14 protein-coding genes and 1 tRNA gene are annotated in these 14,318 nt (G+C 65.0%); 6 read left to right on the forward strand and 9 right to left on the reverse strand.

Going from position 1 to position 14,318, the window contains the following annotated elements:
* Positions 1-3: 3 nt before the first annotated feature.
* From ACODSP_RS03780 to ACODSP_RS03790, 3 genes are read right to left on the reverse strand one after another with little or no spacing between them, the layout of a single operon-like run.
* Entirely contained in the window at positions 4-843 is an 840-nt protein-coding gene (locus tag ACODSP_RS03780) for a carbohydrate ABC transporter permease (RefSeq protein WP_488964293.1), read from the reverse strand.
* Between the two features lie 3 nt (positions 844-846).
* The gene (locus ACODSP_RS03785; RefSeq protein WP_488964294.1) at positions 847-1,716 is read right to left on the reverse strand and encodes a carbohydrate ABC transporter permease; all 870 of its coding nucleotides are present in this window, start codon (positions 1,714-1,716) and stop codon (positions 847-849) included.
* A 40-nt stretch (positions 1,717-1,756) separates the two neighbouring features.
* Entirely contained in the window at positions 1,757-3,004 is a 1,248-nt protein-coding gene (locus tag ACODSP_RS03790) for an ABC transporter substrate-binding protein (protein WP_488964295.1), read from the reverse strand.
* A 57-nt stretch (positions 3,005-3,061) separates the two neighbouring features.
* Here ACODSP_RS03790 and ACODSP_RS03795 point away from each other — a divergent pair, with 57 nt between their 5' ends.
* The 4 genes from ACODSP_RS03795 (at position 3,062) to ACODSP_RS03810 (ending at position 8,502) form a co-directional block, all read left to right on the forward strand.
* Positions 3,062-3,247 carry a hypothetical protein gene (locus ACODSP_RS03795; protein ID WP_488964296.1) on the forward strand — a complete coding sequence of 62 codons (186 nt, stop codon included), beginning with the start codon at positions 3,062-3,064 and terminating at the stop codon, positions 3,245-3,247.
* A 5-nt stretch (positions 3,248-3,252) separates the two neighbouring features.
* Positions 3,253-4,599: a GH1 family beta-glucosidase gene (locus tag ACODSP_RS03800; RefSeq protein WP_488964297.1), complete on the forward strand. Its 1,347-nt coding sequence runs from the start codon at positions 3,253-3,255 to the stop codon at positions 4,597-4,599.
* Between the two features lie 42 nt (positions 4,600-4,641).
* On the forward strand, positions 4,642-5,730 hold the full coding sequence (locus ACODSP_RS03805) for a LacI family DNA-binding transcriptional regulator (RefSeq protein ID WP_488964298.1): 1,089 nt from the start codon (positions 4,642-4,644) through the stop codon (positions 5,728-5,730).
* 432 nt (positions 5,731-6,162) lie between these two features.
* Positions 6,163-8,502 (forward strand): TonB-dependent receptor, encoded by a 2,340-nt coding sequence (locus ACODSP_RS03810; protein ID WP_488964299.1) that lies wholly within the window; start codon positions 6,163-6,165, stop codon positions 8,500-8,502.
* A gap of 88 nt (positions 8,503-8,590) precedes the next feature.
* On the opposite strand, the gene ACODSP_RS03815 is transcribed toward ACODSP_RS03810, so the two are convergent.
* From ACODSP_RS03815 to ACODSP_RS03835, 5 genes are all read right to left on the reverse strand, one after another.
* Positions 8,591-9,940, reverse strand: coding sequence for an APC family permease (locus tag ACODSP_RS03815; RefSeq protein ID WP_488964300.1), 1,350 nt, complete (start codon positions 9,938-9,940; stop codon positions 8,591-8,593).
* Positions 9,941-10,123: 183 nt separating this feature from the next.
* The gene (locus ACODSP_RS03820; RefSeq protein WP_488964301.1) at positions 10,124-10,480 is read right to left on the reverse strand and encodes a DCC1-like thiol-disulfide oxidoreductase family protein; all 357 of its coding nucleotides are present in this window, start codon (positions 10,478-10,480) and stop codon (positions 10,124-10,126) included.
* Between the two features lie 8 nt (positions 10,481-10,488).
* Positions 10,489-10,935 carry a DUF3429 family protein gene (locus ACODSP_RS03825; RefSeq protein WP_488964302.1) on the reverse strand — a complete coding sequence of 149 codons (447 nt, stop codon included), beginning with the start codon at positions 10,933-10,935 and terminating at the stop codon, positions 10,489-10,491.
* Between the two features lie 113 nt (positions 10,936-11,048).
* A tRNA-Pro gene (locus tag ACODSP_RS03830) sits at positions 11,049-11,125 on the reverse strand.
* Between the two features lie 291 nt (positions 11,126-11,416).
* Positions 11,417-12,439, reverse strand: coding sequence for a polyprenyl synthetase family protein (locus ACODSP_RS03835; protein WP_488964303.1), 1,023 nt, complete (start codon positions 12,437-12,439; stop codon positions 11,417-11,419).
* 157 nt (positions 12,440-12,596) lie between these two features.
* Between ACODSP_RS03835 and ACODSP_RS03840 the strand changes: the two genes are divergently transcribed.
* On the forward strand, positions 12,597-12,824 hold the full coding sequence (locus ACODSP_RS03840) for a putative signal transducing protein (protein ID WP_488964304.1): 228 nt from the start codon (positions 12,597-12,599) through the stop codon (positions 12,822-12,824).
* The gene (locus ACODSP_RS03845) at positions 12,821-13,570 is read left to right on the forward strand and encodes a tRNA1(Val) (adenine(37)-N6)-methyltransferase (protein WP_488964305.1); all 750 of its coding nucleotides are present in this window, start codon (positions 12,821-12,823) and stop codon (positions 13,568-13,570) included. Before ACODSP_RS03840 ends, ACODSP_RS03845 begins: the two co-directional genes overlap by 4 nt.
* Here ACODSP_RS03845 and ACODSP_RS03850 read toward each other — a convergent pair.
* Positions 13,564-14,292 (reverse strand): substrate-binding periplasmic protein, encoded by a 729-nt coding sequence (locus ACODSP_RS03850; protein WP_488964306.1) that lies wholly within the window; start codon positions 14,290-14,292, stop codon positions 13,564-13,566. The two genes, ACODSP_RS03845 and ACODSP_RS03850, sit on opposite strands and share 7 nt — an antisense overlap.
* Positions 14,293-14,318: the final 26 nt, after the last annotated feature.

Here is a 14,318-nt window from a genome sequence, read left to right on the forward strand (position 1 = left end):
CTCTTATCCCTTCACGGCCCCGGCCGCGATCCCGCGCACGAACAGGCGTCCGGACAGGAGATAGACCAGGATGGTGGGTAAGGCGGCGATCATGGTCGCCGCCATGTTGACATTGTATTCCTGCGGCCCGAACTGCGACCCGGCCAGCACGTTCAGCGCCACCGTCACCGGCTGCTGCCCCGGCCCCGCAAAGGTCAGGCCCAGGATGAAATCGTTCCAGATATAGGTGAATTGCAGCACCAGGGCGACGGCACAGACCGGCAGCGACAAGGGCAGCATCACATGCCAGAAGGTGGCCAGGAAGCCTGCCCCATCGATGCGCGCCGCCTTCAAAAGGTCACGCGGCACCGACAGGAAGAAATTGCGGAACAACAGCGTGACAAAGGCCAGCCCCCAGACCGTATGCGCGAAGACCAGCCCGCCCAGCGTCCCGAACAGGCCCATCTCCCGCACCAGCACGATCATCGGATAAAGCGTCACCTGCGGCGGGATGAACAGGCCGATCAGCAAGGCCGCGAACAGCATGTCCACCCATCTGGCCGTGCGCAGGCTGAGCGCGTAACCGGTCAGCGCGCCCAGGGCCAGGGAGCAGAACAAAGCCGGCAGCACGATGGCAAAGGAATTGCCGAACCACACCGACAGGCCCCGGCAGGTGCCGGAAATGCAGGCCCCACCCCAGGCCTTGGCCCAGGCGCCGATGGTCGGATCCTGGGGCAGCGCGAACAGGCTGCCATTATTGATCTCGTCCAAGGGTTTCAGAGAGGTCGACAGCATGACCAGCAGCGGGAACAGCACCATCAGCGCCGCGATGGTCAGCATCAGGTAAAGCGGAAAACGCCGCATGGTTCAGCCCCCCTTCTTCTGCCGGATTTCGGCATAGAGATAGGGGCCGACCACGGCGGCGATGGTGGCCAGCATCATGCAGGCACCCGCCGCGCCCAGGCCCAGTTCCTGCCGGTTCAATATATGCTCCATCACGAACCGCGCCGGCAGGTCGGAGGAGAAGCCCGGACCGCCGCCCGTCAGCGCCACCACCAGATCGAAGGATTTCACGACCAGGGAGAACAGCAGGATGCCGGCGGTGAAGAACACGGGCCGCAGCATGGGCGTGACGATGGCGGCATAGACGCGCCAGGTGGGAATGCCATCCACCTTCGCCGCCTTCCAGATATTGGGATCAACCCCGCGCAGCCCCGCCAGGAACAGGGCCATGCACAGGCCCGATTGCTGCCAGATGCCGGCCAGTGCGACCGTGTAGATGGAGCGGTCGGCGCGGACCAGCCAGTTGAAGGCAAACTCCTCCCACCCCAGACCGCGCACCGCCTGCTGGATGCCCAGGCCGGGGTTCAGCATCCATTGCCAGATGATGCCCGTGACCACGAAGGACATGGACAGCGGCAGCATGAAGATGGTGCGGTACACCCCCTCCGCCCGCACGCCCCGGTCGATCAGGATGGCCAGCAGATAGCCCACCGTCAGGCAGCCCGTGATGAACAGCGCACCATACAGCGCCATATTGCCCATCGCCGTCCACCAGCGGGCCGACGCGAACAGCCGTTCATACTGAAGCAAGCCGACGAAATCCCAGCTTGGCAGCAATTGCGAGCCGGTCAGGGAGATGGCGAAGGTCCAGGCGATGAACAGATAGAAGCAGACGAAGGTGATCATCCCCGCCGGCAGCAGGGCGATGGTGGGTGCCCGGTGCGATGGCTTCATCCCGTCCTCCCTTTGTCATTATCGTTGCTGGCGGTCCGGGTCAGCGGAAGGCCAGGATGGATTTGCGCAGCAATTCCTGACCCTGTTCGGGCGTCAGGCGCGGGTCGTTCCAGAAATGCGAAATGGCATCGTCCAGCGCCCCCGCCATGCCGCCCGACAGGCCCATGCCGGTAGAGGCGAGGTTGGTTTGCGGGTCGCGGATCAGGGCCATGGCCTGTTTCGCGCAAGCATCGAAACCATCGTCGGGCACATCGGTACGCACCGGGATCGATCCCTTGGCCTGGTTCAGCCCGGCCTGTACCGCGGGGTCCATCATCACCGATACGAAGCGTTTCTGCGCCTCTGCCGTGCCTGCGTCGCGTGCTTGTGTAAAGGCGAAGGCGTCCACCACCATGATGTAGGCAGGGTCCGGCGCGGGGGCCAGGGCGCAGCCGATCTGCACCCCCGGCTCCATCCCTGCTGCCTTGATATCGCCCTTGGCCCAATCGCCCATGAACTGAAACGCCGCATCGCCGCGCATCAGCATGGCCGTGGCCTGGTTCCAGCGGCGACCGGGGCTGCCCTCATCCACAAACGGGCGCAGCATGGCGAAGGTGCGGAAGACCGACAGCATGGTGGGGGAGGAGAGGGCGTCGGGGTCCAACCCCTCATAGACCCGGCGGTAGAAATCCCGCCCACCGACACCCAGCAGGACGGCGTTGAACAGCAACCGTTCCTGCCAGGGCTGCCCGCCCAGCGCGATGGGGGTCTTGCCCATGGATTTCAGTTTTGCCGCCGCCGCGATGAAGGCCTCCCACGTGCGCGGCACCTCCAGCCCCGCCTGTTGCAGCAGGGCACTGTTGTAGAACATCCAGTTCTCGCCATGGATATTCAGGGGGGCGGCCATGTACCGGCCCTGATGCCGGGCCGACCGGGTCAGCAGCGGTGGCAACACCCGGTCCCATTCATCGTCCGCCCCCGGTGCCGGCACCACCAGCCCATGGGCCGACAGTTCCGTCAGCTGCGCACCCAGCGAAAACAGAAACACCGGCGGCGGGTTGCCGCCCAGGATGCGGTTGACGGCGGCGGCCCGCGCCGCCGACCCGCCCGGCACCGGCGCGTCGCGCCACACCCCGCCCTGGTCCCGGAACGCCTGACGCACCACCGACAGCGACGCGGATTCCCCGCCCGAGGTCAGCCAATGCATCACCTCCAGTTCCTGCGCCCCTGATGCAGTGCCCATAAGGGCCAGACAGGCGATGGCCGTGATCTTTGTGGCGGTGCAGCATTTTTTGAGCGTGATCATCATCGCGCCGCACAATCCAAAACGTTTCGATTTTGGTGAAGTATGGGCAGGTGGTGGTGAATGTCAAATGCAGAAAATAAGCGCAGAAAAATTGAGAAGACTGCAGAATCCGCCTGGACAGGGATTTTTCGAAACGTTACGATTTTTGACATGGACGGTCCCACGCCGGCCGCTTTCCGCCTGCTGGGCTTCACGGCCTTTCAGGGCGCTTTTGGCTGGCCACTTTTTCCGACAGGCAACGAATGACGGCGATGATGCGGTTTCCCGATGGGTTCAGGTGGGGTGTCTCCACCTCCAGCTATCAGATCGAAGGCGGGGCGCCCGATGACGGGCGTGGCCCCAGCATCTGGGACACCTATTGCGCCACCCCCGGCCGGGTGGCCAATGGCGATACCGGCACCGTCGCCTGCGACCATTATCGCCGCTGGGCCGAAGATCTGGACCTGATCCGGGACCTGGGCGCGCAGCAATACCGTTTCTCCATCATGTGGGGGCGGGTGCAGCCGGACGGGACGGGGGCCCCCAACCAGAAGGGTCTGGATTTCTATGACCGGCTGGTCGATGGCATGCTGGAACGCGGGCTGGAACCCTGGCCCTGCCTGTACCATTGGGACCTGCCGCAGGCGTTGCAGGACCGGGGCGGCTGGGTCAACCGCGACAGTGCGGCGTGGTTTGCCGATTATGCCGCCCTGATGGTGCGCCGCCTGGGCGACCGGGCGAAAACCTGGGTCACCTTCAACGAACCATCGGTCTGCGCCTGGGTCGGGAATGAGGAGGGGCGGCACGCCCCCGGCCTCGCCGACCCGCGTGCCGCCGTGCGCGTGGCCCATCACCTGAACCTGGCCCATGGACGGGCGGTGGGGGTGGTGCGCGATCTGGCGCCCGGCATTCCCGTAGGCTTCGTCCTGCCGGTCCATACGGGCCGCCCCCTGCCGCAATTTGCTGAGCGTGACGCGCATCTGGTGAAACTGTTTGAGGATAAATGGAACGGTGTGTTCCTAGGTCCCGTGCATCTGGGCCGCTATCCCGACAGCGTGCTGGACCGGTTCGCACCGCATATCCAGGCGGGCGACATGGCGGAGATCCACCGGCCCGTGGATTACCAGGGGGTGAACCATTATTTCCCGACATATCTGTCGCCGGTGGAGGGGACGGCGTGGCCGTTCCGGATTGTCGAGCCGCCGAAATATCTGCGCCGGACGGAGATGAACTGGGGCATCGATGGCCACGCCTTCTATCAGGCGCTGGATGGGTTGCGCCGCGATTATGGCAACCCGCCCGTCTTCGTGACGGAGAACGGGGCCGCCTTCCTGGATATTCCCGGCCCCGATGGCCGCATCAATGACCAGGACCGCATCGCCTATTACCGCGATTATCTGGCCGGCATGCACCGGGCGATTTCGGAAGGGGCGGATATCAGGGGTTATATGCCCTGGTCGCTGCTGGACAATTTCGAATGGGCGCACGGATACAACAAGCGCTTCGGCCTCGTGCATGTCGATTACCAGACGCTTGAGCGCACGCCCAAGGCATCGTTCGATTTCATGCGCCGCGTGATGCATGAGAATGAAGTGCCCATGCAAGGCAATTACCCCTAATCTCCGCAACCCCCTGAAGGTGATCTGAACGAGCCGACCGCCATGCAACAAAGCCAGCGCACCAACCTGAAAACCCTTGCCGAGCATCTGGGCCTGTCGATCACGACCGTGTCGCGGGCGCTGAAGGACGGGCCGGAGGTGAAACCGGACACGGTGGCGCGGGTGAAGCAGGCGGCGGCGACCCTGGGTTACCTGCCCGATGCCGGCGGCGTCTATCTGCGCACCGGGCGCACGATGAAGATCTGTTCGGTCTTCTTCGCGCCCGAGGTGGCCGATTACGGCGATGCCGGCTTCCTGGCGCAGGTGGAAGGCGTGTCGCGCACGCTTGAGACCGACAGTTACAACCTGATCGTCCTGGCGCAGACGGCCAGCCAGTCGCCGTTGGAAACCGTGCGGCGGGTGTTTCAGCAGCGTCTGGCCGACGGCATCATCTTTTCCCGCACCACGCCTATGGATGAACGGGCGCGCTTCTGCCTGGAATTCAAGTTCCCGTTCGTCAGCTTTGGCCGCACCGAACTGCACAGCCCCCACGCCTTTGTCGATCATGATGATGAGGGTGGGATTTATGACGCGGTGATCCGTCTGGCGGCGGATGGGCACCGGCGCATCGCCCTGTTCAACCCGACGGGCAACATGACCTATGCCGGGTTCCGGCTGCGGGGATATCAACGCGCGCTGGCCGAACTGGGCATCCCCTGGGACAAGTCGCTGCTGGTCACGTCCAACCTGTCGGTCTGGGCCAGTCAGGACGCCGTGCGTGACCTCTTGGTACGCGACAGCAGCGTGACGGCCATCGTCTGCGCCAACCAGTTGTCCATGTTCGGCGCCATGGAGGCGGCCCTGGAACAGGGCATGGACCCGGCGCGCGACGGGCTGCGCATCGTCGGCTTCGGCGGCATGCCCTTCCGCATGCCGTTCGAACAGGGCGTGACCTATTACTACCAGCCGCAGCGCCGCGATGGCGAGGAGCTGGCCCGCCATATGCTGGCCCTGCTGGGCGGGGAGCCGGCGGAGAGCCTGCAAACCGTGCTGCCCTATCAGCGCATCGACGATCTGCAACGGTTCCGCATGGAACTGCGCGCCCAGGCCACGGCCCGGGACAACCAACACCAAGCGGGACAAGGCGCCTGAAAGGCCCGGCCGCAGACAAGAGGGAGAGAGGACAGCTCATGAAAGCAGAAAAGACCTGACGGCGTAGGGGCGAGCCAAGCCGCTTCCCTCGTCATCCCGGCGAAAGCCGGGACCCAGAGCCACAGGATCAAACCGTGACGCGGCGTCGATCAAAGCTGCCCGCAAGGTCAGGCATTTGGCTCCTGGGTCCCGGCTTTCGCCGGGATGACGAAGAAAGGCGGCACTTGAAGCTATAGACGGGGGGGACGGGAGCAGTGTTTCCGTTCCGTCACCGCCGCGCCCAACCCAACCACACCCAAGAAAACCCGATCCCCGCACAGGCTCACCCCCCGCGCGGTAACGGGTCCCCATTGCCCGCAACATGCCCAACCGGACGGGTGCCCCGTTCCGGTCAGGGGAGAATTTTGCCCGGAACAGGGAGGGAGAGAACCCATGTCGACCAAGACCCGTACCATCAAGAGTTTCCTGCTTGCCGCCACCGCGCTGGGGATCAGCACTGCGCCGGTCCTGGCCCAGACCTCCAGCGCCATGCTGGAAGAGATCATCGTCACCGCCGAAAAACGCGCCGTGTCCTTGCAGGATACGCCCGTGGCCGTGACGGCGCTGAGCCAGCAGGCGCTCGACCAGCTTCAGGTTTCCGACCTGAAAAGCATCGTTTCCCTGGTCCCCGGCCTGCAGATCGGGCAGAGCAGCAACCAGGCCGCCGTGGACGTGGCCATCCGTGGCATCGTTTCCACCAACCGCACGGAGGTGGGCGACCCCGCCGTGGCCTTCCATGTCGATGGCATCTATTCGCCCCGACCCCAGGGCGCTACGGCGCTACTTTATGATGTGGAGCGGGTGGAGGTGCTGCGCGGGCCGCAGGGCACGCTGTTCGGTCGCAATTCCAATGCCGGCGTGGTCAATATCATCACCGCCAAACCCAACACGGAAAAGGCGTCCGGCTCCGTCGACCTGACGGCGGGCAATTACAGCCTGTTCCGGGTGAAGGGCCATTTGAACCTGCCCATCACTGACACGTTGGCCATCCGCGCCGCGGGATATGTGGAGCAGCGCGACGGCTTCATCGATTTCGCCGCCGGGTCGAAGGTGCCGCCCGGCGCCGACAAGTATGACAATGCCGACCGCTATTCCGGCCGCGTCAGCGCGCAATGGACCCCGGCGGAGAATTTCAAGCTGTTCGTGTCGGCAGAGCGCTTCTCCGACCAGGGGGCCGGCACCGTGCCGGTCAATGTCACGCCGCTGCCGGGCACCAAGCGCCGGTCGGCGGTGATCGACAGTCCCGGCATGCTGGATCAGGTCAATGACACGGTACGCCTGCGCGCCGATTACCAGCCCGTGGATAGCGTGGAGGTCAGCTACCTGTTCGGCTGGGCCCACATGACGCGGCAGAATGTGAATGACAATGACGTGGGCTATCAGCTTGACCCGGTCCTGCGCGCCCTGCCGCGCCCGCCCGTATCGGCGGCCTTTGCCGAGGAGCGGCGGTTCGAACGTGGCGTGTTCGACAGCCATCAGCATGAATTGCAGGTGAAATCGGTGGGTGCGGAGCGGCTGGACTGGCTGTTCGGTGCCTTCTACTACAAGGAAGACAACGATATCCGCTTCGATATCGATTTCCGCGACGATACCGGCACCGTGCCCGGACAGTTCGATCCCAATGACCGCCGCGACGCCCAGACCTTCATCCAGCCGCGCCGCGACCTGTCCTCTTGGGCCTTGTTCACGCAGGAAACCTTCCATGTGACCGATGCGGCGCGGGTCACTGGCGGCCTGCGCTATACCAAGGACACCAAGAAGGACACGGGCGGGCGCAACTATGTCTGCAACCGCAACAATTCCACGCCCGCCACGGGCGGCATCAATGTCATCGGCGTGCCAACCAGCCAGATCCCCAGCCTGTGCGTGGTGACCGCCCGCAACGATGCCGACAAGAACTGGTCCAAGATGACCTGGATGGCGCGCGGCGAATATGACGTATCCGCCGACCTGCTGGCCTATGCCATGGTCAATACCGGCTTCAAGTCGGGCGTGATCCAGGATGGGGGCAGTGCGGCCAACCCGGAGAACGTCACCAATTATGAGCTGGGTTTGAAGGCCACCCTGCTGGGTGGCGACCTGACCTTGAACAATGTCGCCTTCTATTCCGACTATAGCGACATCCTGCGCGCCAACACCGTGATCGGCGCCAACGGCATCCAGCAGCTGGTGACGGTGAACGCCACCAAGGCCAGCATCTATGGCCTGGAATCAGAGGCAAGCTGGCGCGTCTCCGCCAATGACCGGCTGCAGGTGTCGGCGGCCTTGCTGTCCGCCGAATATGATGATTTCAAGACCGTGGACACCAACATCTTCACGGCGTCCAACCCCAACGGCGCCATCAACCTGAAGGGCAACAAGCTGCCCTTTGCGCCGGAAATCGCGGTGACCGTCGTTTATGAGCATTTCTTTGACCTGCCCGATGGCGGCGTGATCGTGCCGCGCATCCAGAGCAAATATCAGTCGGAAATGTTCCTGACCGACTTCAATCGCGCCACCGACCGTCAGGGCGCCTATACCCGCACCGACCTGTCGCTGCGCTATGAATCCCCCGCCAACTGGCAACTGGAAGCCTTTGTCCAGAATCTGGAGGACAAGGCGGTGAAGAACAATATCGACATCCGTGGGCAGCAGGCGGCGTCCACGGGCACCATCCCCGGCTTCGCCGGCGTGGCCCGCGCCTTCTATGACGCGCCCCGCACCTGGGGCGTGCGCGCCGCCTACCGCTTCTGATCGTCACGCTTTCCTGGTGGCGCGTCCTGCCTTCCGGCGCGCCTTAACTTGCAACCCCGCCGGCATTCCCTGCCGGCGGGGTTTCTTTTCAATCCACCGCCACCTCGTCGGCATTGTCCAGATTGTCCACGCATTTGGGCCGCATGATCAGATACAGCACGACAATCCCGGCCAGCATGCCCACGGCCAGCGCCGGGGCCTTCCAGTCGCCGGTGGTCAGCCGGTTGACGAACAGCAGGGCGCAGATCATCGCGCCCCCGACCGGTACAAAGGACGGCACCTCGAACACGCCCTTCGCCTCTGTCGGGCGGCGCTGCAGGATCAGCAGGGCGATATTGATGATGGTGAATACCGCCAGAAGCAGCAGCACCGTGGCCGATGCCAGCTGCGCGATGTCGCCCGACAGCATCAGGGCGGTAACGATCAGCAGCAGGGTGGCGATGGCCACATGCGGCGTGCGCCGGCCCGCATGCACCCGGCCCAGCGCACGCGGCAGCAGTTCCAGCCGCGCCATGCCATAGGCCAGGCGAGAGGCCATGATGTAGTTCAGCAGCGCCGTATTCGACACCGCGAACACCGTGATCACCACGAACACGACGGGCGGGATCCAGGGCGCGGCACGGTTCACCACCTCCACCAGCGGTCCCGACGCGGCGGCCAGTTCCTGCCACGGCACCACCGACACCGCCGTGATGGCGACGGCCAGATAAATCACCGTGGCCGATGCCATGGCGATGATGATGGCCCAGGGCAGGGTACGTTGCGGGTCCTTTACTTCCTCGGCCACGTTGAACGTGTCCTCGAACCCGATGAAGCTGAAGAAGGTCAGCACGGCGCCTTGCAGGATCATGGCCGTATCGATCCCGCCGGATGTCGGCGGCACCTCCAGCAGGTCAACCCCGCCCCAGTACGGAATGCCGACCGCGATGACGACCAGCAAACCGCCCGCCTCCATGAATGTGCAGGCCATGTTGACCCACATGCTTTCCTTGATGCCCCGGAACACGATGCCGGCGATCAGCAGCAGGAAGCCCAGCGCCAGTGCCAGTACCGGCACCCCTTCCAGCATGGGCAGCCGCGTCAGCGCCTCTGCCACCACCCGGCTCTGCGTCGCCACCGACGTAAGGCCCGATGCCATCACCGTCAGCCCCACCAGATATGTCAGCAAGGGCCAGCCATAGGCGCGCTGTGTGACATAGGCGGCACCACCCGCACGCGGATAGCGCGACCCGAGCGAGGCATAGGACAGACCCGTCAGCAAGGCCGCGACCATGGAGACCAGAAAGGCCAGCCAGACGGCATTGCCCATCTCCCCCGCCGCCTTGCCGATCAACCCATAGATGCCGGCCCCCAGCATGCTGCCCAGACCATAAAGCGCCAGCTGCGGCAGGTTCACATTGCGGGCCAGCGTCGGCTCGCGTTGGGACTGATCCGTCACTCTTTTGTCTCCTGGGTCTGTGGCCGGGGTTGGAACAGACAATCACAGGACCATTGTTCGACGCTTCCTGGCAAGGGGCCTGACAGAACGCGGGACTGTACAGGCCATTACCCAGCAAATGGCGGCGGATGGCCTCCACCTTCTCGCCCAACCCCGCCTGCGGCACGGGGTGGGAACGGTCATTCATCGCAACAACCTTTGCAATCGCGGCCGCAGCCGCAGGAAAACGCGGTACCCCGCCTCAAACAATGGCGTGACGGGCCGCCATCCGGCCAGGATGCCCAGTGGCCGCAGCATCGGAATGGCCCGCCACATGGCCGCAAATGCCGCCGCACCGGACAGCATCCGCTCCCCCTCGCGCACATGAAACCGTGACAGGATGTCGGCGCGATCCAGCGGGCAGGCCGTACCCGGATCGCCGGCATCAATGAACCGGATGGCCCGCCGCCGGTCCAGCCGCCGCATCAGCGCAATCTCTCGCCGGCACAGCGGACAGGCCCCGTCATACCAAACGGTGACCGCTGCGCGCCGCATCGCCATCGCGGATCTCACACCAGGGCCAGGGCGATGGTCAGCAGGCCCAACCCGCCGGCCATCATCACCCGCAACCGGACCCAGCCATGGGGCAAGGGAATGGTGCGCCCCAGATACCGGTCCACCAGCGGGCTCAACAACAGCAGAACCCCGACAAAACCCAGGGCGGAATGAACATTGTCAAAGCCAAGGGCGACCGGGAACAAGGCGACCCATGCCAGAAGGCTGGGCATTATCGCCACCACATACGGCCCCGCCCGCCTCACCCCCCGCTGCAACGCCGCCATCCACCACAACCCGCCCAGAAAGGACAGGATCAGCGCGGCATAGGCGAGGCCCAGCGCTGCGGGGGCATCGTTTTCCGGGGGCAAGGGGACAAGCAGGGCAGCGCTTAAGCAAAGCACCTGCGGCAGAACCCCGGAGAGGCCCGGCAGGCGCACGAGCGTGGGAAGGGATGGCATCTCTTGCATGGCAAGAGAGTTAGGACGCATCGCCATATCGGCAAGGCTCACCCCTGACCCTGGCCTCAAATGCAAAAAACCCCGGTCCGACGATGTCGAACCGGGGTTTTTACTGGTCGGAGTAAGAGGATTCGAACCTCCGGCCTCTGCCTCCCGAAAGCAGCGCTCTACCAGGCTGAGCTATACTCCGTCACTTGTTCCGCACCCGGTGGCCGAGGCCGTCGTTTGCGTGGGCGGCTGTATAGCGTCATCGAACGGCCCATGCAAGCCCTAGATGACATTTTCCCATCCCCGTCTGCCCGCATGGCAGCCTCGCGCCCACTCACCGCTCCGCCCGATGGTCGGCGGCGACTGCCGCCGCGCGCCACGTGGCGCGTAGCCAAGGGCGCGGACGCGCCTGCCCGGCGATTGAGGGAGCATGAATAAAAAAGGCCGGGGGGTGATCCCTCCCGGCCTTTTCATTATCTTGTTGTGACAGGCGTCAGTAGTCGCGGTCGACCACGAATTCCAGCACGTCCAGCAGCGCCCGCTTCACGGGGCTGGCCGGGAACAGGCCCAGCGCGTCGCGGGCCACCGACACATAATGGCGGGCGCGTTCCACACTGTCATGCAGGGCATTATGCTTGGCCATCAGGGCGATGGCACGGTCCAGGTCGCCTTCGCCCTGGTCCAGATCTTCCATGGTCCGGCGCCAGAAGGTCCGTTCCTCGTCATCGCCCCGGCGGAAGGCCAGGACGATGGGCAGGGTGATCTTGCCCTCGCGGAAATCGTCGCCGATATTCTTGCCCAGCTTGGCCTGCGCCGCCGAATAATCCAGCACGTCATCGACCAGCTGGAAGGCGATGCCCAGATTCATGCCGTAGGAACGCAGCGCATCTTCCTCTGCCGTGGGGCGACCCGCGACGACGGCGCCGATGCGGCAGGCGGCGGCGAACAGTTCCGCCGTCTTGGCCTTGATGACCTCCAGATAGGCTTCCTCGCTGGTCTCGGTGTCGTTCTGCGTGATCAGCTGCAGAACCTCGCCCTCGGAGATGACGGCGGACGCGTTCGACAGGATGCGCAGCACGTCCAGCGAGCCTGCCTCCACCATCACCTGAAAGGCGCGGGAGAACAGGAAATCACCGACTAGCACGGAGGATTTGTTGCCATAGACGGCATTGGCGCTGGCCTGCCCGCGCCGCAGGTCGCTTTCATCAACCACGTCATCATGCAGCAGGGTGGCCGTATGGATGAACTCCACACACGCCGCCAGTGGCTTGTGAGTCTCCCCCTGATACCCGCACAGCTTGGCGGCGGCCAGCGTCAGGACCGGGCGCAACCGCTTGCCGCCGCTGGCGATCAGGTAGCCTGCCAGCTGCGGGATCAGCGCCACGGGCGACTGCATGCGGTTGACGATGATCTCGTTCACATCGGCCAGATCCTGGGCCACGAGGGCGACCAGATTGTCGAGCGCGTTGGTGTCCGGCTTCCGGCGCTTGGGATCAAGGGTGGTCACGGTGGCCACGGGTCAAGGCTCCATCGCGAGAAGGCAGCAGACAACAAGCCCGGTTGACGGGCCGAGGGATTGCGGGGGAGCATAGCGGGGAAGCCCGGCGGGTCAAGACCTGCCGGCGTTTATACGCGGCATGTCCGCCTTGAAACTCCGAAGGGGATGGACCCGCATGCAGCCGCTGATCCGCAGCAACGACCCGGTGGAGCTGAGTTTCGCACAATCGCTCCTGTCCGATGCCGGCATCCCGTCTGTCCTGCTGGACCAGCACACTTCTGTGCTGGAAGGCAGCATCGGGGCTATTCCCCGCCGTCTCTGCGTGGCCGATGATGATCTGGAGGATGCCCGCGCCCTGCTGGTGGAGGCAGGCTTGTCCGTGGTGCCGGGGGCATCGGCGTGACCGGTTGCGGCGATATCGATGCCACCAAATTGCTGGGTGGCCGCGTCACTTTGTTCCAGCCGGCGGACGGCTACCGCGCCGCCATCGACCCGGTCCTGCTGGCTGCCGCCGTGCCGGCGGTGGCGGGACAGGCCGTGCTGGAACTGGGCTGCGGCACAGGCGCGGCCCTGCTATGTCTGGCGGCCCGTGTGCCGGGTCTGGCGGTGACGGGGCTGGAGATACAGGACCTCGCCGCCGGTCTGGCCCGGCGCGGGGCCGCCGAAAGCGGTCTTGCCGACCGTGTCACCGTCCTGGACGGCGATGTATCCGCCCCGCCGGACGGCCTGCGCCCCAACAGTTTCGATCATATCCTGGCCAACCCGCCCTTCTGGCCCACGGGCCGCCATACCCCGTCACCCAGCGGGCACAAGGCCAACAGCCACGGGGAAGGGGTGGGCGATCTGGCGGGATTCGTGCAGGCCGCCCTGCGCCTGGGCAAAAGCCGGGGGACGCTGACCCTGATCTATCCGGCGGAACGGCTGGATCATCTGCTGTCGCTGCTGTCGGGCCGGTTCGGGGATATCCGCGTCCTGCCGCTCTGGCCCCGCGCCGGCGTGCCCGCCAAGCGTGTGATCGTCAGCGCGCGGCGCGACGCGCGCGGCCCTTTGTCCCTGCTGCCCGGCCTTGTCCTGCATGGGGAGGGCCAGGGCTACACCGCGCCGGTGGAGGCCATGCTGCGCGATGCGGCCCCGCTGCCCCTTCAATAGTAAAGGTCGTACCGCGCCAGGATGCGGTCCGTCGTTCCATCATCACGCAGGCTTTGCAGCGCGCCGCGCAGGGTGGCGGCCAGCGTCGGGTCGCAATCGCGTGAACAGGCGAGCTGGATCTGATCCACGATGATCGCATTGCCGATGATCAGCCGTTCCTTCCGCCCCTCCCGGTTCCAGCGCCAGCGGATCTGTGCGGTCCCGCTATACCAGCCATCGACCCGCCCGCTGGCCAGCATCTCCGCCTCCCGCGTGCCCAGCGGCGTGGCGACGATCAGGTCGGGCGGATAACCCCAGTCGCGCAGCTGGATTTCCTGGGCACTGCCGGCCCCCACCACCAGGATACGCCGTTCCCGCTTGGCCTGATCCAGGTTGTCGATACGGTCCTTGATGCTGGCGATGGACCGTTCCATGCGGCAGATCGGCCCGATCCAGGTGAATTTATCGGCGCGTGACGGCAGCCAGGTCAGCGGGGTGATCAGCAGGTCCTTACCCCCCGACACCATTTCCTGCGCCCGGCGCCAGGGGATGAAGGTGACCTTGGGCTTCAGCCCCGCCCGTTCCACCGCTGCGGTGGCCAGTTCCAGAACGGCCCCCGGCTCCTCCCCATCCGCCATCGCCATGGGCGGGCTCTGCACGGCCATCAGTTCTACGACCGTCTGCTCCGCATAGGCGAGTGGTGTGGCCAGCTGCACCAATAAAAGGATGCAGAATGCCAGCATGATATATACAAAAGAGGTGGTGTTGG

Source organism: Niveispirillum sp. FG156 (assembly GCF_057809555.1).